Source organism: Synechocystis sp. PCC 7339 (assembly GCF_019924095.1).
In the GTDB taxonomy this organism is placed as follows: domain Bacteria; phylum Cyanobacteriota; class Cyanobacteriia; order Cyanobacteriales; family Microcystaceae; genus Synechocystis.
In genome coordinates this window covers 2,907,563-2,928,876 of the sequence record NZ_CP063659.1, presented here as the reverse complement: position 1 = coordinate 2,928,876, position 21,314 = coordinate 2,907,563, and the positions used below count along the sequence as shown (strand labels likewise).

Sequence of the window (21,314 nt, the reverse complement as noted above, 5' to 3'; positions counted from 1 at the left end):
ACTGTCAGTAAGAATAATCCTAAACCCCGCAAGAATTTTCGAAAACAAAACTTAAACATTACATAATTTAAGTTTAAATCGGTCGATAAACTCGATAGTTGATGCTAGGAAAAATATTGTCCATAACTTCTACCTTTTCTAGCCAACCCGCATCCACCTTGCCAGCTCGAATATCATCAAACAATTTATCAAAGCGCAACAGATGGGAACGGGTACGGCGTACCGCATAGGGCACCATGGTTCCCGTCCGCATAATAAACGCCCAGTCGGAGGATTGGGCCAGCAACAATTCCCGCGCCGCTTGGTTTAAAGCCCGTTCTTCCAGCTCATCCACCGCCTCTCGATAACTCAAGTCAATCATACGCTCGGCGGCTTTATGTAGATGGGGATAAATCCAAGCATTGGTTTCATTAAGCCAATATTCATGGAAACCTTTATAACCCCAACTGGATTGGGAAGGACGACAAACCTGTTGGTTGGGATTCCCCCGCAGATAGTCCGCCAAATGGGTCATCTCAAACGTGTCTTGATCAAACCAGGATTTGCGGAATAGATAGTCAATAAACCACGGGCCTTCGTACCACCAATGGCCAAACAGTTCCGCATCGTAGGGGGACACGACCAGGGGAGGACGTCCCATAATACCCGCTAGGTGGCCTACCTGTTGCTGGCGGTTGTACATAAAGTTAGCAGCGTGTTCAGCGGCCTTTTCTTTGGCCCAGTAGGGATCGTACCAAGCCTTTTCCGACAGTCCCCCATCCCGACTGGTGATTTTGTGATATTTGATGCCAATATTTTTCCGCTGACCGTTGGGCATGATGTAGGGCTTGATGTACTCATACTCCGCTTCCCAGCCCAAATCTTTATAAAATTCCCGATAAACCGGATCCCCTGGATAACCCACCTGGGAAGACCACACCTGTTGGGAAGATTCATGGTCCCGGCCAAAGGCGGCCACCCCTGTTTCAGTAAAGATGGGGGCATAGGTGCCAAACCGGGGTCGGGGACGGGCGTATAAAATGCCATGGCCATCTACCAGAAAATACCGCAGACCCGCATCGGCCAGCATTCTTTCCACCCCTTCGTAATAGGCACACTCCGGCAACCAAATGCCCTTTGGCGATCGCCCAAAGTTTTCTTCATAATGCTCACAAGCCACCTTAATTTGGGACCACACTGCCTGGGGATACATTTTCATCAAAGGAAAGTATCCATGGGTGGCACCACAAGTAATAATTTCCAGATTATTGCTGTCTTGAAACTGTTTAAAAGCTGTAACTAAATCCCCGTCGTAACGCTCCCAGGTTTCCCGAATGGTGGCAAATTCCTGGGCGTAGAAATTAGCTAAATACTGTAGATGGCCGTTATGTTCATTACGAACAATTTCTTTTTCTAATAATTCCTGCAACAAGGATAAATGGGCTTCATAACGCCTTTGCAACAGGGGATCCCGGAGCATAGAAACCAACGGCGGCGTCATGCTCATGGTAATTTTAAAATCTACCCCATCCCGCTTCAAACCTTCAAATACATGGATAAGGGGAATATAGGTCTCTGTGATGGCTTCGTATAACCATTCCTCCTCCAAAACATAATCGCTTTCTGGGTGCCGAACGAAGGGAAGATGGGCGTGGAGGACAAGGGCAACATAGCCAAGAGCCATAGGAGTTACGCACCTGATGCGGGATAGTACAAAGTTAGCGGCTAACTTGTAGCCAATCTTATCAAAATATGGCCCGGGAAAACTTTGCCTCAGATGGCGGGGATCGGGGGGGATCATTTAGCCAAGCTCGATATAATACACCCCATAGCCCATTGCTTCCCCTACCATGCTCATTCCCCTTACTAAAGAAACTTTTGACCAAGTGGTACCTGTTATTGCTACTGGTGCCCAGTATTCCTATGCCTGGGGTAAGGTCTATAACCTTTTAGCCAGATTACTGATCTCCCTCTTAATTGTGGTTTCTATTTGGATTGTGGGCTTAATTTTTGGCCACGGAGCCCAGGGAGTGGAATTGGTCTGTTTCATTATCGGCGGCATGTATTGGCTTTGGTGTCCAGTTTATGTGGCCAGTGTGAGGAATAATCAATACCGTCGTTTTCCCTATGTGGGTTTTTGGCGGGGGGAAGTGCTGGACATTTTCATCACCGAAGAATTAATTAGTCAGACCCAGCAGGCGGATCAGTTTGGGCAGTTGGTGCTGGTGGAAAATATTGAGCGGCGCATTAACCTGGAGGTCGGCGATCGCCAGGGATTTTCGGCGGTGGTACAGGCTCCCGTACAGAAAACGTACAAAGCGATTCGGCCGGGCATGGTGGCGGAAATGTTGTTGTTCTCTAAAAATGCTGAGTTGGAGAGGGTTGGCAAATTAAGTGACCTCTATTTACCCCAGTTAGACCTCTGGGTGGGGGACTATCCAGTGGTTCGTCGGGATATTTTTCGCGATATTAGCAATCAGTTCGGCTCTTCATCTCCCCGTCGTCGTCGGTCTCCATCCTTGGGTGCTTCTGGCCAATTTCGTTAAGTTTGGTTACGCAATTGGGCTAGTTTCCGGCTGTTGAGCAAAAATTCACATTTATTTATCTTTCATTGTTCTTTTCTGGTCAATGGACTGTTTCTACGATTGAAACTCCGGTGCTGACCACGGGGATCAGGCGGGATTCAATTAGTTCACTGGCTCTCTATTTTTGTCTGCTAATTGCTGTATGGCTTTGCCAGCAAGCTTTTAAAACCCAATTCTTTTTAGTACAAATCTCGTTTTTGTATTGGTCCCATCTTTGGCGATCGCCATGGGTAACTATACCCAGGCAAATTATTTTATTTTTGTCTCGCTTTAATAAAATCAAAAACACAAAATCTTTTTTTGAGAGTTTTAATAGCTTGAATAAGTTTTAAAGGCAATGAAAAGGAATTTAAAACTTCAAAATACTATTTAAGCCACATTAATACCCCAGGCTATTTCCCCAAGACCCCAAACCTCGCTAATAATGCGATCAGCCCAGCGGTGAACAAATAACCCTGAGCATTCCCCCAGAGCACTTCTTTAGGAGCAACTCCCTTGACACTGACACTTGCGGTATATGGCAAAGGCGGCATTGGTAAATCCACCACCAGTTGCAACATCTCCACGGCATTGGCAAAACGAGGCAAAAAAGTTCTCCAAATTGGCTGTGATCCTAAACATGACAGCACCTTTACCCTGACCGGTTTTCTCATTCCCACAATCATCGATACCCTGCAAGAAAAAGATTTCCACTACGAAGACATCTGGCCCGAGGATGTGATTTATAAGGGTTATGCCGGGGTGGATTGCGTCGAAGCCGGTGGCCCCCCCGCTGGAGCTGGTTGTGGCGGTTACGTGGTGGGGGAAACGGTAAAACTACTCAAAGAACTCAATGCCTTTGATGAATACGACGTTATTTTATTTGACGTGCTGGGGGACGTAGTTTGCGGTGGTTTCGCCGCCCCGTTGAACTATGCTGATTATTGTTTGATTGTTACGGATAATGGTTTTGATGCCCTGTTTGCTGCCAACCGGATCGCTGCTTCTGTACGAGAAAAAGCTCGTACCCATAGCCTCCGCCTGGCCGGACTAATTGGCAATCGCACCTCCAAACGGGACTTGATTGATAAATACATCGAAGCAGTGCCCATGCCAGTATTGGAAATTTTGCCCCTGATTGAAGATATTCGAGTTTCTCGGGTAAAAGGCAAAACCCTGTTTGAAATGGCTGAATCCGACCCTTCCTTAGAATATGTTTGTGATTATTATCTGAACATTGCTGATCAAATTTTGTCCCAACCGGAAGGGGTAGTACCCAAGGATGCCCAGGATCGGGATCTATTCAGCTTACTGTCTGATTTCTACCTCAATCCCACCCAGCCCACTAGCCAAACCAAAGAATTGGATCTAATGATGGTTTAAGTCTAGCCTCCTAAATCCAATCCGTCGATTCATATCTAAGCCTCCTAAATCCCCCAAAATTGGGGGACTTGGTAACTCTAAATTTTCAAAAAGTTGCCCAAAGTATTTTAGACAAGCTTGAATTCATTTTTGATGAAAGATTCCCATAGAATTCGTGGAACAACTAAAGAAATTGAGCAAGCAGTTCGTACTTTGAGAAAGGAAGCAACATAAGCTGAGAAAATTTTGTGGTATTCATGACGAAATCACCAAATTTTGGGCTTTAAGTTTCGTCGCCATCATCCTATTGGTAATTTCATTGTTGACTTTTATTGCCCGCAACTCAAATTAATAATAGAGGTTGATGGAAGCATTCATGATAACCAACAAGAATATGATCAATATCGATATGAAAAACTCAAAGAATTTGGTTGTTATGTTTTGCGATTTACCAACAATCAAGTCATTGATGATTTGGCCAGTCCTTTAGAAAAAATTACTCAGACAACACAAACTCTATTTCCCCCATTATTGGGGGTTTAGGGGGGCAAAATAAAATCCAAACTATCCTAGGAGAACCTAATTATGACCGTTGCCCAGCAAGCCCCTTCCGCTTTGAATTTTGACTGTGAAACCGGCAATTACCACACCTTTTGTCCCATTAGTTGCGTGTCTTGGCTTTACCAAAAAATTGAAGATAGCTTTTTCCTTGTAATCGGTACTAAAACCTGTGGATATTTTCTACAAAATGCCATGGGGGTAATGATTTTCGCCGAACCCCGCTATGCCATGGCAGAGCTGGAAGAAGGGGATATTTCTGCCCAGTTAAAAGACTATGAAGAACTGAAGCGACTTTGTTTGCAAATTAAGCGAGATCGGAATCCCAGTGTGATTGTCTGGATTGGCACTTGCACCACCGAAATTATCAAAATGGATCTCGAAGGTTTAGCGCCCCAATTAGAAGCAGAAATTGGCATTCCCATCGTTACGGCCCGGGCCAATGGCTTGGATTACGCTTTCACCCAAGGGGAAGATACGGTGCTGGCTTCCATGGCCCATAAATGTCCCACTTCTGCCCAGGTGCAAGGGGAGGACAAGGAAGAACGCAATGCCATTCAAAAATTGTTAACCTTTGGTCGCAAAGCTGATGCGGAAAAAGTTGAATCGGAGTATGTGGATCATCAGCCGTTGGTTTTATTTGGTTCCTTGCCCGATCCAGTGGTGACAAACTTAACTTTAGAGTTGAAAAAGCAAGGAGTAAAAGTGTCCGGTTGGTTACCCGCCAAACGTTATACGGAATTGCCAATTATTGACGAAGGTTACTATGTGGCTGGAGTTAACCCTTTCCTCAGTCGTACCGCCACCACTTTGATGCGTCGCCGTAAATGTAAATTAATTGGTGCGGCATTTCCCATTGGCCCCGACGGCACCAGGGCTTGGATTGAAAAAATTTGCTCTGTCCTAGGCATTGAGCCCCAAAGGTTAGACGAACGGGAAGCTCAGATCTGGGAAGGTTTGGAGGATTACATTAAGTTAATTCGGGGTAAATCAGTATTCTTTATGGGGGACAATCTGTTGGAAGTTTCCCTGGCTCGTTTCTTGATTCGTTGTGGCATGACTTGCCCCGAAATTGGCATTCCCTATATGGATAAACGTTACCAAGCGGCGGAATTAGCTCTACTGGAAAAAACCTGTGCTGACATGGGGGTTCCCTTGCCAAATATTGTGGAAAAACCGGATAACTACAATCAAATTCAGCGGATTAAAGCTCTGCAACCGGATTTAGTCATCACCGGCATGGCCCATGCTAATCCCTTAGAAGCCCAGGGAATTAACACCAAATGGTCAGTGGAATTTACCTTTGCCCAAATCCATGGTTTTACCAATGCTCGGGATATTTTGGAATTGGCTACCCGTCCATTGCGTCGTAACTCCCAACTAGGGGAATTGGGCTGGGATAAGTTGATTGCCAAAGATGTGCCTGCTCAAGTTTAGATTCTGATCAGCTTTTCTTTGGACCATTTTAAGGACAGATCCACCCTGAACGGCGATCGCCTGGGGCAATGGATCTGTTTTTTTGCGATTTTAGTTATTGGATCAAAAATCTGATTAGTCTTGTTTTTTCGCTTTTATATCAACGCCGCGATATTTAATTACTTGTCCCTTTACTTCATTATTTTGGGGAGTACATGTTCCAGAAGATTCATAGTCAATTCCCCGGTAACATTTACTAATTTTCTGGGTTTTCTCGATGGGAACTGTTGATTTGGGCGATTCGTAGCTGATGCCACGGTAGTGAAGCTCTGTCTCTTTATTATCGCTAGTTGGGATATTTTGAAGATTATTTTTACTGTCAAAGCTCTGCCATAAAGGGCCAACCACGAGGGCCGTTATTATTAGCAAAATAACTTTGACTTCCCAGGGGGCTAAGAATAAGCTTGCCAGTAGGTTAACAACGGCAAAAATCACTGCCAGATGGGCAATATCATGGCGAGAGCCCCAGGCTTTATACCCAACCATTAAGCCAATACTTAGTGGCACTAAAAAAGTAAATTCCATAGCTTTGCTTGATCACTTTTGCTATCTTTGATATCTTCGGCACAGTTCCCGGTCTATTTTCCCGTTGTTCATTTACCGGCTGTGTATGTTGTAATACCCTTTAGCATAATCTTAATCTTGCTAGCCCCAAATGAAAGCTGATTTAAGCAATTACTTTTGCCCGAGTTTAAGTGGAAGAAGTTTTCTGTCGTCCTCGGCTACCGTATGGGTCAATATTCCTTTGGCCCTGACGATCGCCTTGGGTATGAATGGGATGCTAGCCCAGACCGGAGTAACCCAGGAAGTGGTGGTGTTGGAATCGGCTATGACACCGGAGGCCATTTTTGCCCGGGGGGTCAAAGCTGGGGAAGGGGGCAATTACGCTGAAGCAGTGGAGTTATTTTCCGCCGTGCTCAGGCTGAGTCCAGACTCACCGGAAACCCACTACAATCGTGGCCTGGCTTGGGAGAGACTAGGCAATGTGGACCAGGCGATCGCCGACTATGGCCGCAGCATTGCCCTAGATCGTTATTACATTCCCCCCTATATCAACCGAGGCAACCTCTACAGCCAACAGCAGGACCACTATGCGGCCATTGAGGATTTTACCCAGGCCATCACCTACGATCCCAACCGCCATAAAGCCTACTACAACCGGGCCAATAGTTATTTCCAACTGGGACAATACCCCCAGGCGATCGCCGACTATAATCGGGTGCTGGTGCTCAGACCGGACTACATCAACGCCATTTACAACCGGGGTTTAGCTCACTTCCAAGCCGGACAACTAGACAGTTCTCGTCAAGATCTGCTGTTTTCTGCCCAGGCTTACCTCAACCGTGGCGATCGCCTTGGTTACCTGGAAGCCTTGGATCAAATGGGTGAGTTGGGACTATAACTTTTGCCAGCGTAGGTCACAGAGCCACAACTTTCCTCGAGCATCCAGGGCAGAAATACCGGAGAGGGGAAGGGGATACCCCTATAATTATGGCTGTCAACTGTGTTTGGAGCATTACACACCGATGTTAAGTAAAGTCCCCGCCACCATTGAAGAAATCGCCGCCCGGGAAATTTTAGACTCCAGGGGTCGCCCCACCATTGAAGCGGAAGTCCGGCTGGAAAGTGGGGCCCACGGCATTGCCCAGGTGCCCAGTGGTGCTTCCACAGGCAGTTTTGAAGCCCATGAATTGCGGGACGGAGACCCCAAGCGCTATGACGGGAAAGGGGTGGAAAAAGCAGTCCGGAACGTGACGGAAAAAATTGCCCCGGTGGTGGAAGGCCTGGATGCCTTCGATCAAATGGCGGTGGATCAGGCCATGATTGACCGGGATGGAACAGACAATAAAAAAGAATTGGGGGCCAATGCCATTTTGGGGGTTTCCTTAGCCACTGCTAAGGCCGCCGCCGCTGAACTAGCCATTCCCCTTTACCGCTACCTGGGAGGCCCCCTGGCTAACGTACTGCCTGTACCGATGATGAACGTGATTAATGGTGGGGCCCATGCCGACAATAACGTTGATTTTCAGGAATTTATGATCATGCCGGTGGGGGCAGAAACTTTCAAAGAAGCTCTGCGCTGGGGGGCAGAAGTGTTCGCCGTGTTGGGCAAAGTGTTGAAGGAACGGAAACTGCTCTCCGGTGGAGTAGGGGACGAAGGGGGCTATGCTCCTAACCTGAAATCTAACCAGCAAGCGTTGGATATTCTCATCGAGGCGATCGAACAAGCTGGCTACAAACCCGGCAGTCAAATTGCCTTAGCCATGGACATTGCCGCCAGTGAATTTTTCAAAAATGGCCAGTATGAATACGATGGTGGTTCCCATTCTCCCCAGGAATTCATCGACTATCAAGCTAAGCTAGTGAGCCAATATCCCATTGTCTCCATTGAAGACGGTTTGCACGAAGACGATTGGGCAAGTTGGAAGAGCTTAACCGCTTCCCTGGGCACCAAAACCCAATTGGTGGGGGATGACCTGATGGTGACCAACCCTGTACGTCTACAAAAATCCATTGATTTGGGAGTTGCCAACGCTATTTTGATCAAACTCAATCAGATTGGCACCTTGAGTGAAACCTTAGAAACCATTTCCCTGGCTACCCGCCATAGTTACCGTTCCGTTATCTCCCACCGTTCTGGGGAAACGGAAGACACCACGATCGCCGACTTGGCTGTGGCCACCAGGGTGGGACAAATTAAAACCGGTTCCCTTTGTCGTTCTGAGCGGGTTGCTAAATATAACCGTTTACTCCGCATTGAAGACGAACTTGGCGATCGGGCCGTTTATGCTCCTAAAATTGGCCTGGGGCCCAAACATTCTTAGAACGTGTTTAAAAAGTTTTATTCCACCCCCTAAATCTCCTCACTAAAGCTTCGGCAATACCGGGGGAATTTCACTCAGTTTCCCCCGAAATTTGGGGGGGCAGGGGGGCTTTAAAACAGGGTCTTAGGGAGTCAGCTCAGGGACAAACTAAAACTTTGCAAACTGGTTCTTCAGATTGGATTGTTGTTTGTAATTGTCTAAACTTCCTCAGTTTTTCTATTCAAGGCTTAATTTTTCCCATGGTTGCCTTACTGGTGGACTGTGGGGATTTTTTTGTCTAACCCAACCTAACCCAAAGAGGCAATTGCATTAACTTGTCCCGTAAGCTCAACAAAGTACAATTCCACGATTAAATCGGGGTAGCGTTCCTGAATTTGTGCCCCAGCTTGGTGTAAATAACTGGCATGGAAATTTTCCTCCGCCTGGCGATCGCCAAAGGGTAAAGGGTGAACCTGAGCGTAGGCTCCACAATTTTGGTGATCAAAAATAATCACCCTACCAATGTTATGCAACTGTTTGGAAAGGGCTAGTTGATCCCAAAAAGTTTCTGCCTCGGCGGAGTGGGGAAAACCAGTCAGGGCCAGGGAAGCCCCAGCTAAGGCCACCCAATCATAGGCTTGGCTCAAACCCTGTTGACCCAGGAAAGAATGCTGATATTCAAGGAAACGGAAATCAATGCAACTGAGCACCAACGCTTTGGCTTGAGATGGATTCCCCAGGTCAGCGGGGCCGTCCATGGAAGGTAAGCCAGCCAGCAAACCGGTGGCCACCAGACCCCGGAGAAAATGGCGACGGGAGAAGGCATGGGTTGGTGGGCAACAGCCACAGGGGTAAAAATCAGGCAAATTAGCTGGTTTAGCCATAGCTACAGGCACTATAGGGGAGATGATTGGCGCTTGTGCTAGAATCAAACGTCAATAGATAACAGTATCAAGTCAGCCTAATTTTTATTCCCTGAATACGCCCTAGATTTTCTTAACTGTGGCGTGGAGGGAACGGAAAGCGGGGGAACCAACCTAGGGGCTTATTCCTAAAAATATTAGGAAGGAAAAACTCTCATTTCTAGCCCGTCAGCTAACCCCGTAGGCATTGAGGGAGGACTAATAAATCATCATTGTTCACCGATGTTTTGACTTTATTGAGAAACTCAGCCAGGGACGCAACTGTTATTTCATCCTGTTCTAAATAAAGTTGAGATTGATGATGCAAGAGTTTTGTCATTAGTTTTTGTTCGTCTATGGGATTAAAGGTTGGGAAAATTTCTGCCCCTAACCTTGTTTTGGTTTTGATCCATCCTGCCATGGCTTGGCCATTCCTTTGTTCCCCTCCTCCAAAGGGGTGATGGTAATGTGCTTTTTGGCTCATTTTCTGTCTGCTTAGGTTATTTTCGACTGATTACGGCTTACTATAATCGTCCGGAGGTTTTATGGCGGCCAATATACCTGCTTTGCTTTCCCTTGGGGTTTTTATCGGGGTTATTCTCCTGATTATGTCGGAGAAAATTCACCTAACCATCGCCGCTTTTTTGGGGGCGTTAATTCTAGTTTTCACCCATGTGATTACCCTCAAGGAGGGCATTGATTACATTAGTCAAAGTTATGCCACCCTGGCATTATTTTTTGGGGTGATGGTGTTAGTAAGATCCTTTGAACCCACCAACATTTTTCAGTATTTAGCCACCCAAATGGTATTGCTAGCCAAAGGTAGTGGCAAACTCCTAGTGCTGGGGGTAATTGCCATCACAACTCCCATCTGTGCCGTGTTACCCAATGCCACCACAGTGATGCTTTTGGCTCCCCTAATTCCTCCCTTGGCCCAGGAAATTGGCGTGGATTTTGTCCCATTGCTAATTTTAATGGTCTTTGTGGCCAACAGTGCTGGACTGTTAACGCTGGTGGGAGATCCTGCTACTTTTATCGTTGGGGATGCCATTAATATCAGTTTTAATGAGTACCTATTCAAACTGAGTTTTATGGGAGTTCTGGCCATTATTAGTATTTTGGCGATCGCCCCTATACTATTTCGTAAGATTTGGCACAGTCGGTTTACCCATTTAGAAGATCTTCCCCATCCCCAAATTAATCATCCCAAAATCTTGATGGCCGGGGGAATTATTATTGCCTTGGTGCTGATTTTTTTCGTTATTGGTGAAAACTTACCTGTTCCCATTCCCCCCGCTTCGGTGGCCCTAATGGGGGCCTGCCTCGCCTTACTTCTTGCCCACCAAAGCAAAATTGACACTGTACATAATATTTTACGGGACGTGGATTGGAGCACCCTGATATTTTTCATGTCTATTTTTGTGATTATTGGCTCTTTGGAAAAAACCGGAGTAACCGCCTCCCTTGCCCAAATTTTAGCGGTGGTAGTGGGGCAAAATATTGCTTTTGGGGCGATCGTTTTAGTATTTACAGTGGGATTGTTATCCAGTGTGGTGCCCAATATTCCCTTGGTAGTGGCCATGGTTCCCCTGCTCAAACAATATGTGGTTAATATTGGTTTTGCCGGCCCGGAAATATTGACCCCGGACTTTGCTGGACAATTACCGGTGGAAGTATTGCCTTTGTTTTACGCCATGATGTTTGGCGCTACCCTAGGAGGCAATGGCACTTTGGTGGGGGCTTCCTCCAATATTGTGGCGGCAGGCATTTCTGAACAACATGGGCGACCGATTTCCTTTCGCCGTTTTTTACACTATGGTTTGCCGGTGATGGCGGTGCAGTTGGTGGTGGCGGCTTTATTTGTGGCTTGGTTGATGCTCACCCGACAGGGTTAACCAAGCTTAATCGGAATTTGCTTGGGAGGTGGATGGCTGACTTTGCTCCATGGCGATCGCCTGACGCACTAAACGGGGATAGGCGAGGAGAAAGTACCACCACCAGAGAGCAATGACGCCGGCCACAGGTAAAGACAACCACCATTGATGGAACAGTAACCAACTGGTGGTAATAATCACTGACCCAGTGAGTAAAATTGTCCAAGGCTGACACCAACGGGGCTTTTCTGACCAAACGTCGTAATTTTCAGGATTATTCATAATGTTTTGCGGCTTAACAGCCCAAGCATAGGTTTGTAATTCATTACTGGCAGCCAGTTGAGGGGGAAACTAGATATAAGCCCCCCACTATTGCAGTTGTTTGATTAAGTCTATTTAGGAGGCCGACTGAAATTTTGACGACGGAGCCTAATAATTTTTAATCATTAATTCTTTCCCTATGGAAGCTTTTTCTTGTTTGTAATTGTTCATTCCATATTGTAAATCCCATTCAATGATTTGAGCAAAACTAAATAATTTTCTAATTTCCTCAGAATCATCGTAGGTAATTAACCATTTATGGGGACAGCTTTTCATTGTTTCAGCAAATCTTTGATGATCAAAAGAGGTATGTAAATCTCCTTTTTTGCCATAGAGTTTCGATTTAGTTGCGCTCAGGTAGGGCGGATCGAGAAAAATAAATACTTCTTCCCCCGGCGAATTAATTAATTGCTGATAATCCAGATTGGTAATGGCCACATTTGTGAGCATTGTGCCTAAATCTCTCAATCTGACAATGGAAGAATCGGTGAAACGTTTCTCAAACGCCTGTTGGGAATAGCCACCGGATTCCACTGTGCCGGAGAAGGTGATACGATTCAGCACAAAAAAACGCACTGCCCGCCCAAATTTGTCCAATTCCAGCCCATCTTCAGTTAATCGAGCAAACAGCTTTCTACCATCGGTTTGTTGATTTTTGACTTCTCTAACTGCATCCGTGAGCTCGGTAATGCCATCCTGAGCCCCTTGCCAAAAACAATATAAGTCAAAATTTAAGTCATTAATCCAATATTTATTAATGTTATCGCCAAAAATTTGTTTAATAGCTAAAAATACCGATCCCCCACCAATAAAGGGCTCCCGATACTCTTTGATCTGAGGGGGAATATGGGGCAAAATCTGCTTCAGTGCTTTGGATTTGCCCCCTGGATAACGGAGGGGACTCTTGATTTTGTCCCCTTGATCGGCAGATTTTTTTGGTTTCGCCCCCGCCTCCTTCATGATTTAATTCGCTCTATACTGCTGTTTCCAAAAATTGACCTAGGTGCCGGAATTTGTCGTACCGTAACTGTTTCCGTTCTTGGGCAGTCAATTGGGCCAAGGTGTTGAGATGGAACAATAAAGCTTCCTTCAACTTGGCGGCGGCTCCCAATGGATCGGCGTGGGCGGCCCCCTTCGGTTCGGGAATGATGCCATCAATAATTTGTAACTTGGCTAAATCTTCAGCGGTAATTTTTAGGGCGATCGCCGCTTTATCCGATTTTTTCGCATCCTTCCAGAGAATGGCAGCACAGGCCTCTGGAGTAGCCACCGTGTAAACTGCATTTTCCAGCATCAGTACCCGATCGCCAACGCCAATCCCCAACGCACCGCCGGATCCCCCCTCCCCGATCACGGTACAGAGAATGGGCACATCTAGGCGGAACATTTCCCGTAAATTAACGGCGATCGCCTCCCCTTGCCCCAACTTTTCCGCGTCAATGCCAGCCCAAGCTCCAGGGGTATCAATAAAAGTAATAATGGGCATACCAAAACGGTCAGCGTGTTCCATCAGCCGCAGTGCCTTACGGTACCCATTGGGGGCCGCCATGCCAAAATTACGGGCCACATTATCCTTGGTATCTCTGCCCTTTTGATGGCCCATAATCACCACAGGCCGAGTCCCCAACCGGGCTACTCCCCCCACCAAAGCCGGATCATCGTACCCCCCCCGATCGCCATGCATTTCAAACCAATCATCCGCAATGGCTTGGATATAGTCCAACGTGCTAGGACGGCGGGGATGGCGGGCCAACTGCAACCGCTGGGAAGGATTGAGATTGCTAAAAATTTCCTGGCGCAACTGTTCAGCCCGATTTTCTAGTTGGCTGAGCTGTTCGGACACGTCCACATTTTTTTCTTGGGCTAGTTCCCGGATTTGATTAATTTTTTCCTCTAGCTCATAGAGGGGCTTCTCAAAATCCAGCAGAAAAACACGACGCTCACTTTTACTCATAACTAGGGATGGATTAGCCGGGCTAAGGGTGATGGATTTTTCCAGCGTATCAAAAAGCCGTGACTTTAATGCCGTCGTTGACCCAACCGGCCGGAGGCAAACGCCCAGGCCGACTGTTACCACCATAAGCAAAAAAGGCTGACTGGTCCTAGCTTGATACCTTATCAGTACCACGAAAAAGAAGGAACCAACTCCGGCAAAAACCAAAGCTAAAGATAAACAAAAGATTAAGGCCAAAAGCGTGACATTGCCTATCCGCCATTCGTAAAATAGGGAAGATTGTATTTTTTGTTACGGTTATACGGTTTTTTCTCCTTCCCTTGGCCAGATTTTGCTCGTAAATTATTAAAGGTTTTCGCACCTGCTGTCAAAATTACTACCATTTTGGGCTTTGTCCAGCCCCTAGTCTGCCCTTATGTTGCTCTCAGTTCCGTAGATATTGGCTTTTTGTACATTGTCCATTTCCGGTTGACCCACTATGGTTATTTCCTCGCCGCTCCATCAAGACACAGTTTTTTCCCTCGAAGTTATTCGCTCCACTGCCAGTGAACTGGTGCGCCAAAACCGCCTCGATCGCCAGCAGCCTATCTATACTCTTTGCCAATTCATCCCAGCTCGGCAATGGTTAGCAGTGGAAAGGGAATTGGAAATGCACGATTACCTTTTGCGGGACCACATCATTGACCTGATGAATTGCGAAGCTTGGGATTTCCAAGATACAGACGGTTACGGTTGTGCCTAAGGAGAAGGGATCTTTCCTAAAAAGGTTTTGAAAAGCCCTCCTGCAAGTCTTTAGGCTTTGGGCTACCTGAGTTAGGCTCCCGAAGGTCGGGTTATAGGCAAGGCAATGTGCCGATGGGAACTATCCTCCAGCCTCCAGCAATGTCACCATCCCAGGGCGATCGCCTCTTTTGGTCCGAGATGGGCCAATTTGTCCATTTTTCCGCCAAATCAAGTATTCTGGGGTGGCATTAATGGCTGCGCCAATTCCCTAGGGGTTAACAATTGCGCTAAACTAACCTCAGCTATTATTTTTATTTCTAACTTCTATTCTATTTCTTAGCATTATCGCTAGTTATTTTTATTTTTACGATTTAACTATATATGTCAATTCATAGTGGTATTCCTTTCCGCAGGGATCGTTTGTCTATCTTTGTGGATGGGAATAATATGTTTTATGCACAGCAGAAAAATGGCTGGTTTTTTGACCCGAGAAGAGTATTATCTTTTTTCACTGAAGATCCATCTGTAAAACTCGTCAACGCTTTTTGGTACACTGGTCTGAAAGATACCCAAGACCAAAGGGGTTTTCGGGATGCCCTAATTAGTTTAGGGTACACCGTCAGAACTAAAATTCTTAAGGAATATTACGACGACATTTCCGGTAAATACTCCCAAAAAGCTAATTTAGACATTGAAATTGTCGTAGATATGTTTAACACCGTTGATCAATATGATCGGGTTGTTTTATTCAGTGGCGACGGAGATTTTGAACGGGCGATCGAGCTATTAAGATCAAAAAGTACCCACATCACCGTAGTTTCCACCGAAGGCATGATTGCCAGGGAATTACGAAATGCCACCGATCGTTATATTGATCTCAATGACATCAGACCAGCCATTGAAAAACAGGATTTTTATAGCACTGAACAAACTGCTTAGTAAAATATACAAGAAAAAAATGAACAAGCAAGAATTTTATGTTCTTATTGAAAGGGATGAAGATGGTATTTACATAGGTGAAGTCCCACAACTTAAAGCTTGCTACAGTCAGGGGGAGACCATTGATGAGTTGATGCAAAATATTCGTGAAGTCATCGAATTATGTCTTGAAGAGATTGAATTGGAATCTATTTCTGAGTTTATCGGCATCCAAAAAGTGGTGGTCTGATGGCAAAGCTTCCTACTGTAACAAGTACTCAGCTCATAGTCGTACTTCAAAAACTTGGTTTTAAATTTATTAGACAAAAAGGGAGTCACCTTCGTCTAAAAGATCAAGATAATTGAGTAGTGACCATTCCTATCCATGGCGACAAAACTATTGGAAAAGGTTTATTGTTGAAAATTATCAGAGATGCTGAAATAACCAAGGAAGAGTTAATTCGCTTATTAGATTAATTTCTAAATCCAGAAAATATGACAAGAAGAGAGCTATTCTAACTAGCTCGCTTAACCCGATGTTACTTACGATTAATAGGACAATCAAAGCGTTGATAGGGATAGCCAAAGATATTTTCTTTCGGACTTTGATCTATTTGACAATCGGGAAAATCTAGGGGAGCAAAGTAATTAACTAGCCATAAATCTACTGGTTGTTCAGCCTGTTTTAATAAATCCTGTAACTGTTCTGTGGCGACAGGATCCTGTAATTTTTCCTGGGGTAAAAAAACGAATCTTAACTGGGGTACTAACTCAGGAAAATGCCGTTGAGCTTCCCAGGCGATGCCCAACAGTTCCCCTACCTGCACCAGGCTTTTATGGGTGGTGACAATCCAACGGGTTTCGCCGACAGGATTTTCTGCTAAGAGAGTTAAAAATTTGTCGGGTCGGTAATATTTCCGGTAAGCCAAGTTATGGGTAACAGTGACAGCGCTTAAAATACCAATGATCAAAATTATCATCGGTAAATAGATGTTCCGGCGACTTTTTTGCCACCAATTTAATTGTCGCCATTGATCAAGTGATGGGACTAAATCACGACTGCGGGGGTAATTTACTTGGGGATTTTTCCCAAGGCCCACAGCAGTCATTAACATCAGTAAACTCCAAAAATTAAAGCTGTACCTTGCGCCCCTGGTGATATCTAAACCAGCTCCGTAACTGATGGTCAAATAAATAATTACCAAAACAATAAAAGTGGTAACCAAAACTAAAACCCTTGGATCTTTTTGCGTTTTTATGCCGTGCCCCAGACCCTGCCATACCACCGGGGTTAACCAGATAAAGTAGGCCAACATCCCCAGACCTGATAACACCACAAGCCACAAATTTTCCGATTCCACCGGCCATAGACAAAACATGGTGATGCCAGCGGCAGCTAATTGGGCTGGAGGGCCGAGGAGGGTATCAACCCAGGACATATCGGTGAATTGAATCCATTCCGTCATGCCATGGCCGAATTGCTTTTGGCTAATAATCACTATCCAACTGAGACCGGCGGCAGCGGTGCCCAGTATGACGGGTAAAAGGGATTTTAAAGCTAATAGAAAGTTAATTTTTCCCTGGCGATGCCATACTCCCAGCCACAGTGCTAGGGCTAGAGCCTGGGCCACTATTGGTAAAACAGCAAAAAAGTGGGCTGAAATGCCTATAGCATTGGCTAATATCCAGATAATAGTTAAGGAAAAAGATAAACGTTGATTTTTCAATAAATAGCTTAAGCTTTTTAAGCAACAGGCAATGGAAATTAGTCCCCAAATAATGGCAAAAGTGTAGTGTCTTGCTTCCTGGCTAATGAAAATTCCGTAGGGGGAAACGGCCATGAGCAGGGCAGTAAATTGGGCCAACTTTTCCTCATCTTTACCCCAAATCCACTTAGCACAGCCATAGCCTAAAGGTACGGCCAAGGTACCAAAAACAACCGGCAACGATCGCCCGATCGCCAGGGATAAATAATTGCCATGGGGGGGAAATAATCGATACCAAAGGTGGGCCAGGACGAAATAGAAGGGGGGATGGTTATCACCATTTAATAAACTCGCCGCCACGGTATTGGGCTCTGGCTGGGGTAGGGGTTGCAAAATGGTTAATAGGTCGGCAACGGTTAACACCTGGCCCAGGGGTATATCGGTAAAGGAATTGCCTAGGCTAAATACTAAGGTGGCAAATTCATCAGTCCAGGGGGGTTTACTGTCCAAATTCCAACTGCGTAGCCCAGCGGCGATCGCCGTCCAGAGCAGAAGTAACCAAAAAGAGCGGGGCATAGGCAATTAAAACAAGGGTAAAGACGGGGTTTTTCCCAACAGACAGACAATCCCCCCAGCGGTTAGGTTGCCAGGGGGAAGGAGGAGTTTTAGACAGAACATTGACTGGGTTGATTAACCCAAAGCTGAGCTAACAATGGCTTCTGCCTCCGTGAAAATAGCCTGGAGATGGGCTTCATCCTTGAAACTTTCGGCATAGATTTTGTAGACATTTTCCGTGCCGGAAGGCCGAGCGGCAAACCAACCTTCCGCCGTGGTGACTTTCAACCCACCGATCGCCGCTTGGTTGCCGGGAGCTTTAGTTAACTTGGCTGTGATGGCATCCCCGGCCAATGTGGTGGCGGTAACGTCATCGGGGGCAAGTTTTTTCAGTCGATCCTTCTGGGCTGGGCTGGCCGGAGCGTCGATGCGTTGGTAGATCGGATTGCCCAACTGAGCCGTCAAATCCTGGTAATGGAGCCCAGGGTCTTTGCCAGTTTTAGCCGTAATTTCCGCAGCCAACAGATCCATAATGGTGCCGTCCTTATCGGTGGTCCAAACGGTGCCATTTTTCTTCAGGAAGGAAGCCCCTGCACTTTCTTCACCCCCAAAGCCAAAGGAGCCGTCTAGCAAACCATTAACAAACCATTTAAAGCCCACGGGCACTTCATAGACGGAACGGTTAATTAATTGCCCCACCCGGTCAATCATGCTGCTGCTCACCAAGGTTTTACCGATCGCCGACAGTCCTGACCACTGTTGCCGCTGACTAAACAAATACCAAATGGCCACGGAAAGAAAATGATTGGGGTTCATCAAACCCACGCTGGGGGTGACAATGCCATGGCGATCGCCGTCGGTGTCATTACCAAAAGCAATATCGTAGTGATCCTTGATTTTCACCAAACTGGCCATGGCGTAGGGAGAAGAACAATCCATGCGGATCTTGCCGTCCCAATCCAGGGTCATAAATTTAAACGTCGGGTCTACCCCGGGATTAACCAGATTGATATTCAAATTATATTTAGCGGCAATGGGTTCCCAATAGCCCACATTAGCTCCCCCTAAGGGATCAACTCCTAAGCACAAACCTGCTGAGCGAATTGCGTCCAGGTCAATAATGTCCGCCAAACCTTCCACATAGGGGGTAACAAAATCATGGGCATGGGTGGTGGGGGCCTTCAACGCCCGGTCATAGTCCCATCGTTGAACTGCTCGATTGCCGGTTTTGAGCAACTCATTGGCTCGGTTCTGAATCCATTGGGTTGCTTCCGGTTCTGCTGGGCCGCCGGAAGGGGGATTATATTTAAAACCGCCATCGCTGGGGGGGTTGTGGGAAGGGGTAATAATAATACCGTCGGCCAAACCCTCTTTGCGCCCCTGGTTGTAGGTCAAAATGGCGTAGGACACCGCTGGGGTAGGGGTGAAGCGGGTCAGGTCGGTGGCGGTGGTTAAAAAGGTTTCCACCTGGTTAGCAGCCAATACTTCCAACGCAGTTTTCTGGGCCGGTTCCGAGAGAGCATGGCTATCCATCCCCATGTAAAGAGGCCCGGTGATGCCCTGGGCTTGGCGATAGTCCACCACCGCCTGGGTCACCGCCAAAATATGGGCTTCGTTAAAGGTAGCGTTGAGGGCAGAACCCCGATGGCCAGAGGTGCCAAAGCTCACTAGCTGGGCGGGATTGTCCGGATCCGGCTGTTGACGGTAGTAGTCATCTAAAAGTTTGTCCACATCCAAAAGGCTGTCGGCGGGGGGATGCTGTCCGGCGAGGGGATGAATTCTGCTTGCCATATATGGGAATTGTAAAAAATGGAGGGCGGCGATCGGGGGCTCAGACACCCAAATCCTAGCCAAAAAAGGTTAACTAGCCAAGGGCTATCCATTGACAAACAAATGGTAAAAAAATTCCCCCGACCCCTAGCCATGGGGAAAAAGTTGCCAAATTTACCTTGAGTTAATAATGCCCAGCGACAAGATTAGAGACACAAATTCAAGCTTTGTAAACAGGTCTTAAGCTATCCGGCCAAGGAGCACTCAGATTGTGTTAACGTTCAGGGGGTAGTTGCTTAACACAATTTTCCAATTAATAGTATTAATATTTCCTTAACTTGCACCTTCCGTGGTGATAAAACTAATCTGAGCTCTTGTTTGATTAACCTTCGACTGATTATTGATCCCCTGTGCAGTCTCCCCTATCCCTCTGTCTTTTTGCCCCCGAACACGTTGCCCATAGACTCAGGTCTATTCTCCAGGCCGATCGTCATCATCTGTCGAGTTTTCAAGCTTTAGATGACTTTTGTGCCTTTCTAGAAGACAAACCTGAACGGATTGATTGTTTGTTGGTCTACTACGAAGTTAATTCCTTACCAGTGCTGAATCGTCTCTATGAACAGGGGCGTTTATTGCCAATTATTTTGCTCGAACCTAGTCCTTCCGCCCTAGCAAAAACCACCAACGAACATCCGACCATTGTCTATCACAACGCCGAAATTCATCTGCCCGAATCCCAATGGTCTGAACTGCCCACCGTCGTAGACCGGGCGATCGCCCATTATTTGCACCTTGGGCCCCTCTGCACCCTCCCTAACCAAAGAGAAATTATTCCTGCCCCCATTGTCGATGAATCATCCCAAAGCTTTTTACTGCTACAGCAAAGAAGGCTGGCCGACAAACTCAAAGAAAGACTTGGTTACCTAGGAGTGTACTATAAACGCAAGCCCAGTCACTTTTATCGCAACTTTTCCCCCCAGGAAAAACAGGAATACCTAGAAGATTTGAGTTCCCAATATCGGGAGATTACCCTCAGTTACTTCAGCGATGAGGGCACAGTTAACGACCTATTAGATCAATTTGTCAACCAGGCTTTTTTTGCCGACCTGGCCATTTCCCAAATCCTCGAAATTCACATGGAGTTAATGGACGAATTTTCCCAGCACCTCAAGCTAGAAGGACGGAGTGAAGAAGTTCTCCTAGACTATCGTTTAGTGCTGATCGATATCCTCGCCCATCTGGGGGAAATGTATCGTCGTTCCATACCACGGGAGGACATTCCCTTTGATGTATATTATCAAACGGATTAATAACCGAATGCTGCGGTTTAATCATCAGTTCAACTTTTGGCTGTTGAAACTACCTCGATTCTTTGGTTATCTATTTTCTGAGTTGTTTCTTGGTTGGTTTTCCCCCTCGTCCTAGTAAACCCGTAAAATGAGCCCTTTTAAAAAAACTTACGTTCTCAAACTCTACGTAGCTGGCAATACCCCCAATTCTGTGCGGGCCCTTAAAATGCTGAAAAATATCCTTGAGCAAGAATTCCAGGGAGTTTATGCCCTCAAAGTGATCGACGTGTTAAAAAATCCCCAGTTGGCCGAAGAAGATAAAATTCTTGCTACCCCCACCTTGGCTAAAATCCTGCCGCCCCCCGTCAGGAAAATTATCGGTGATCTTTCCGACAGAGAAAAAGTGTTAATTGGTCTAGATTTGCTCTATGACGAAATTCGGGAACGGGAAGCAGAAGACCAAGACCAATAAAAAACTTGGGAACAGGGTCATCTTCCCAACACCAGCAAAAATTGTTGAATCTATTGAACCTATAGAAGACTAAGACCTCAATCGCAC

Annotated in this window: 22 protein-coding genes and 1 riboswitch; of the genes, 13 read left to right on the top strand and 9 right to left on the bottom strand. The window is 46.2% G+C overall.

Features of this window, described 5'->3' with window-relative positions; all coding sequences use genetic code 11:
• Nucleotides 1-73: 73 nt before the first annotated feature.
• On the bottom strand, nt 74-1,663 hold the full coding sequence (locus tag IQE94_RS13870; protein ID WP_194073021.1) for a glycoside hydrolase family 57 protein: 1,590 nt from the start codon (nt 1,661-1,663) through the stop codon (nt 74-76).
• A 166-nt stretch (nt 1,664-1,829) separates the two neighbouring features.
• Between IQE94_RS13870 and IQE94_RS13865 the strand changes: the two genes are divergently transcribed.
• The 4 genes from IQE94_RS13865 (at nt 1,830) to bchN (ending at nt 5,900) form a co-directional block, all read left to right on the top strand.
• Nucleotides 1,830-2,525, top strand: a complete 696-nt coding sequence (locus IQE94_RS13865; protein ID WP_194019190.1) for a phosphate ABC transporter permease — start codon at nt 1,830-1,832, stop codon at nt 2,523-2,525.
• A 540-nt stretch (nt 2,526-3,065) separates the two neighbouring features.
• A complete protein-coding gene (bchL, locus tag IQE94_RS13860) occupies nt 3,066-3,926 on the top strand; it encodes a ferredoxin:protochlorophyllide reductase (ATP-dependent) iron-sulfur ATP-binding protein (RefSeq protein WP_212722074.1) in 861 nt (286 codons plus the stop codon).
• Nucleotides 3,927-4,178: 252 nt separating this feature from the next.
• Complete coding sequence (locus IQE94_RS13855) at nt 4,179-4,448, top strand: endonuclease domain-containing protein (protein WP_304650932.1); 270 nt, start codon at nt 4,179-4,181, stop codon at nt 4,446-4,448.
• Between the two features lie 42 nt (nt 4,449-4,490).
• On the top strand, nt 4,491-5,900 hold the full coding sequence (gene bchN / locus IQE94_RS13850) for a ferredoxin:protochlorophyllide reductase (ATP-dependent) subunit N (protein ID WP_223342153.1): 1,410 nt from the start codon (nt 4,491-4,493) through the stop codon (nt 5,898-5,900).
• A 114-nt stretch (nt 5,901-6,014) separates the two neighbouring features.
• Here the strand turns inward: bchN and IQE94_RS13845 are convergent, their stop codons facing one another.
• Nucleotides 6,015-6,464 carry a DUF4278 domain-containing protein gene (locus IQE94_RS13845; RefSeq protein WP_212720924.1) on the bottom strand — a complete coding sequence of 150 codons (450 nt, stop codon included), beginning with the start codon at nt 6,462-6,464 and terminating at the stop codon, nt 6,015-6,017.
• Between the two features lie 130 nt (nt 6,465-6,594).
• Here IQE94_RS13845 and IQE94_RS13840 point away from each other — a divergent pair, with 130 nt between their 5' ends.
• Nucleotides 6,595-7,341 (top strand): tetratricopeptide repeat protein, encoded by a 747-nt coding sequence (locus tag IQE94_RS13840; protein ID WP_212720925.1) that lies wholly within the window; start codon nt 6,595-6,597, stop codon nt 7,339-7,341.
• A gap of 124 nt (nt 7,342-7,465) precedes the next feature.
• Nucleotides 7,466-8,764, top strand: a complete 1,299-nt coding sequence (eno, locus tag IQE94_RS13835; protein ID WP_212720926.1) for a phosphopyruvate hydratase — start codon at nt 7,466-7,468, stop codon at nt 8,762-8,764.
• A gap of 287 nt (nt 8,765-9,051) precedes the next feature.
• Here eno and IQE94_RS13830 read toward each other — a convergent pair whose 3' ends face one another.
• Both IQE94_RS13830 and IQE94_RS13825 read right to left on the bottom strand, forming a co-directional pair.
• Nucleotides 9,052-9,627 (bottom strand): carbonic anhydrase, encoded by a 576-nt coding sequence (locus tag IQE94_RS13830; RefSeq protein WP_223342152.1) that lies wholly within the window; start codon nt 9,625-9,627, stop codon nt 9,052-9,054.
• Between the two features lie 88 nt (nt 9,628-9,715).
• A riboswitch (cyclic di-AMP (ydaO/yuaA leader) is annotated at nt 9,716-9,867 on the top strand.
• Nucleotides 9,839-10,066 (bottom strand): hypothetical protein, encoded by a 228-nt coding sequence (locus IQE94_RS13825; protein ID WP_223342151.1) that lies wholly within the window; start codon nt 10,064-10,066, stop codon nt 9,839-9,841. Its footprint overlaps the riboswitch before it by 29 nt.
• Before the next feature lie 124 nt (nt 10,067-10,190).
• On the opposite strand from IQE94_RS13825, the gene IQE94_RS13820 reads away from it, so the two are divergent.
• Complete coding sequence (locus tag IQE94_RS13820) at nt 10,191-11,540, top strand: ArsB/NhaD family transporter (RefSeq protein WP_212720929.1); 1,350 nt, start codon at nt 10,191-10,193, stop codon at nt 11,538-11,540.
• A 6-nt stretch (nt 11,541-11,546) separates the two neighbouring features.
• Here IQE94_RS13820 and IQE94_RS13815 read toward each other — a convergent pair whose 3' ends face one another.
• The 3 genes from IQE94_RS13815 to accA all read right to left on the bottom strand — a co-directional run bounded on the left by IQE94_RS13815 (nt 11,547) and on the right by accA (nt 13,794).
• Complete coding sequence (locus IQE94_RS13815) at nt 11,547-11,801, bottom strand: DUF6737 family protein (RefSeq protein ID WP_212720931.1); 255 nt, start codon at nt 11,799-11,801, stop codon at nt 11,547-11,549.
• A 147-nt stretch (nt 11,802-11,948) separates the two neighbouring features.
• Nucleotides 11,949-12,800 carry a DNA adenine methylase gene (locus IQE94_RS13810; protein ID WP_223342150.1) on the bottom strand — a complete coding sequence of 284 codons (852 nt, stop codon included), beginning with the start codon at nt 12,798-12,800 and terminating at the stop codon, nt 11,949-11,951.
• Nucleotides 12,801-12,813: 13 nt separating this feature from the next.
• Nucleotides 12,814-13,794, bottom strand: a complete 981-nt coding sequence (gene accA / locus IQE94_RS13805) for an acetyl-CoA carboxylase carboxyl transferase subunit alpha (RefSeq protein ID WP_212720936.1) — start codon at nt 13,792-13,794, stop codon at nt 12,814-12,816.
• Nucleotides 13,795-14,272: 478 nt separating this feature from the next.
• Between accA and IQE94_RS13800 the strand changes: the two genes are divergently transcribed.
• From IQE94_RS13800 to IQE94_RS18910, 4 genes are all read left to right on the top strand, one after another.
• Nucleotides 14,273-14,536, top strand: coding sequence for a DUF4327 family protein (locus IQE94_RS13800; RefSeq protein WP_194015381.1), 264 nt, complete (start codon nt 14,273-14,275; stop codon nt 14,534-14,536).
• Between the two features lie 362 nt (nt 14,537-14,898).
• Complete coding sequence (locus IQE94_RS13795; protein WP_010874237.1) at nt 14,899-15,456, top strand: NYN domain-containing protein; 558 nt, start codon at nt 14,899-14,901, stop codon at nt 15,454-15,456.
• A 19-nt stretch (nt 15,457-15,475) separates the two neighbouring features.
• Entirely contained in the window at nt 15,476-15,685 is a 210-nt protein-coding gene (locus IQE94_RS13790) for a type II toxin-antitoxin system HicB family antitoxin (protein ID WP_212720938.1), read from the top strand.
• On the top strand, nt 15,685-15,801 hold the full coding sequence (locus IQE94_RS18910; RefSeq protein ID WP_223342149.1) for a type II toxin-antitoxin system HicA family toxin: 117 nt from the start codon (nt 15,685-15,687) through the stop codon (nt 15,799-15,801). The genes IQE94_RS13790 and IQE94_RS18910 overlap by 1 nt, the downstream gene beginning before the upstream one ends.
• A 173-nt stretch (nt 15,802-15,974) precedes the next feature.
• Here the strand turns inward: IQE94_RS18910 and IQE94_RS13780 are convergent, their stop codons facing one another.
• Both IQE94_RS13780 and pgm read right to left on the bottom strand, forming a co-directional pair.
• Nucleotides 15,975-17,717 carry a hypothetical protein gene (locus tag IQE94_RS13780; protein WP_212720939.1) on the bottom strand — a complete coding sequence of 581 codons (1,743 nt, stop codon included), beginning with the start codon at nt 17,715-17,717 and terminating at the stop codon, nt 15,975-15,977.
• Between the two features lie 114 nt (nt 17,718-17,831).
• A complete protein-coding gene (gene pgm, locus IQE94_RS13775; RefSeq protein WP_223342148.1) occupies nt 17,832-19,487 on the bottom strand; it encodes a phosphoglucomutase (alpha-D-glucose-1,6-bisphosphate-dependent) in 1,656 nt (551 codons plus the stop codon).
• Between the two features lie 389 nt (nt 19,488-19,876).
• Here pgm and IQE94_RS13770 point away from each other — a divergent pair, with 389 nt between their 5' ends.
• Complete coding sequence (locus IQE94_RS13770; RefSeq protein WP_212720941.1) at nt 19,877-20,776, top strand: circadian clock protein KaiA; 900 nt, start codon at nt 19,877-19,879, stop codon at nt 20,774-20,776.
• Between the two features lie 127 nt (nt 20,777-20,903).
• Entirely contained in the window at nt 20,904-21,227 is a 324-nt protein-coding gene (gene kaiB / locus IQE94_RS13765; RefSeq protein ID WP_212720942.1) for a circadian clock protein KaiB, read from the top strand.
• Nucleotides 21,228-21,314 lie beyond the last annotated feature (87 nt).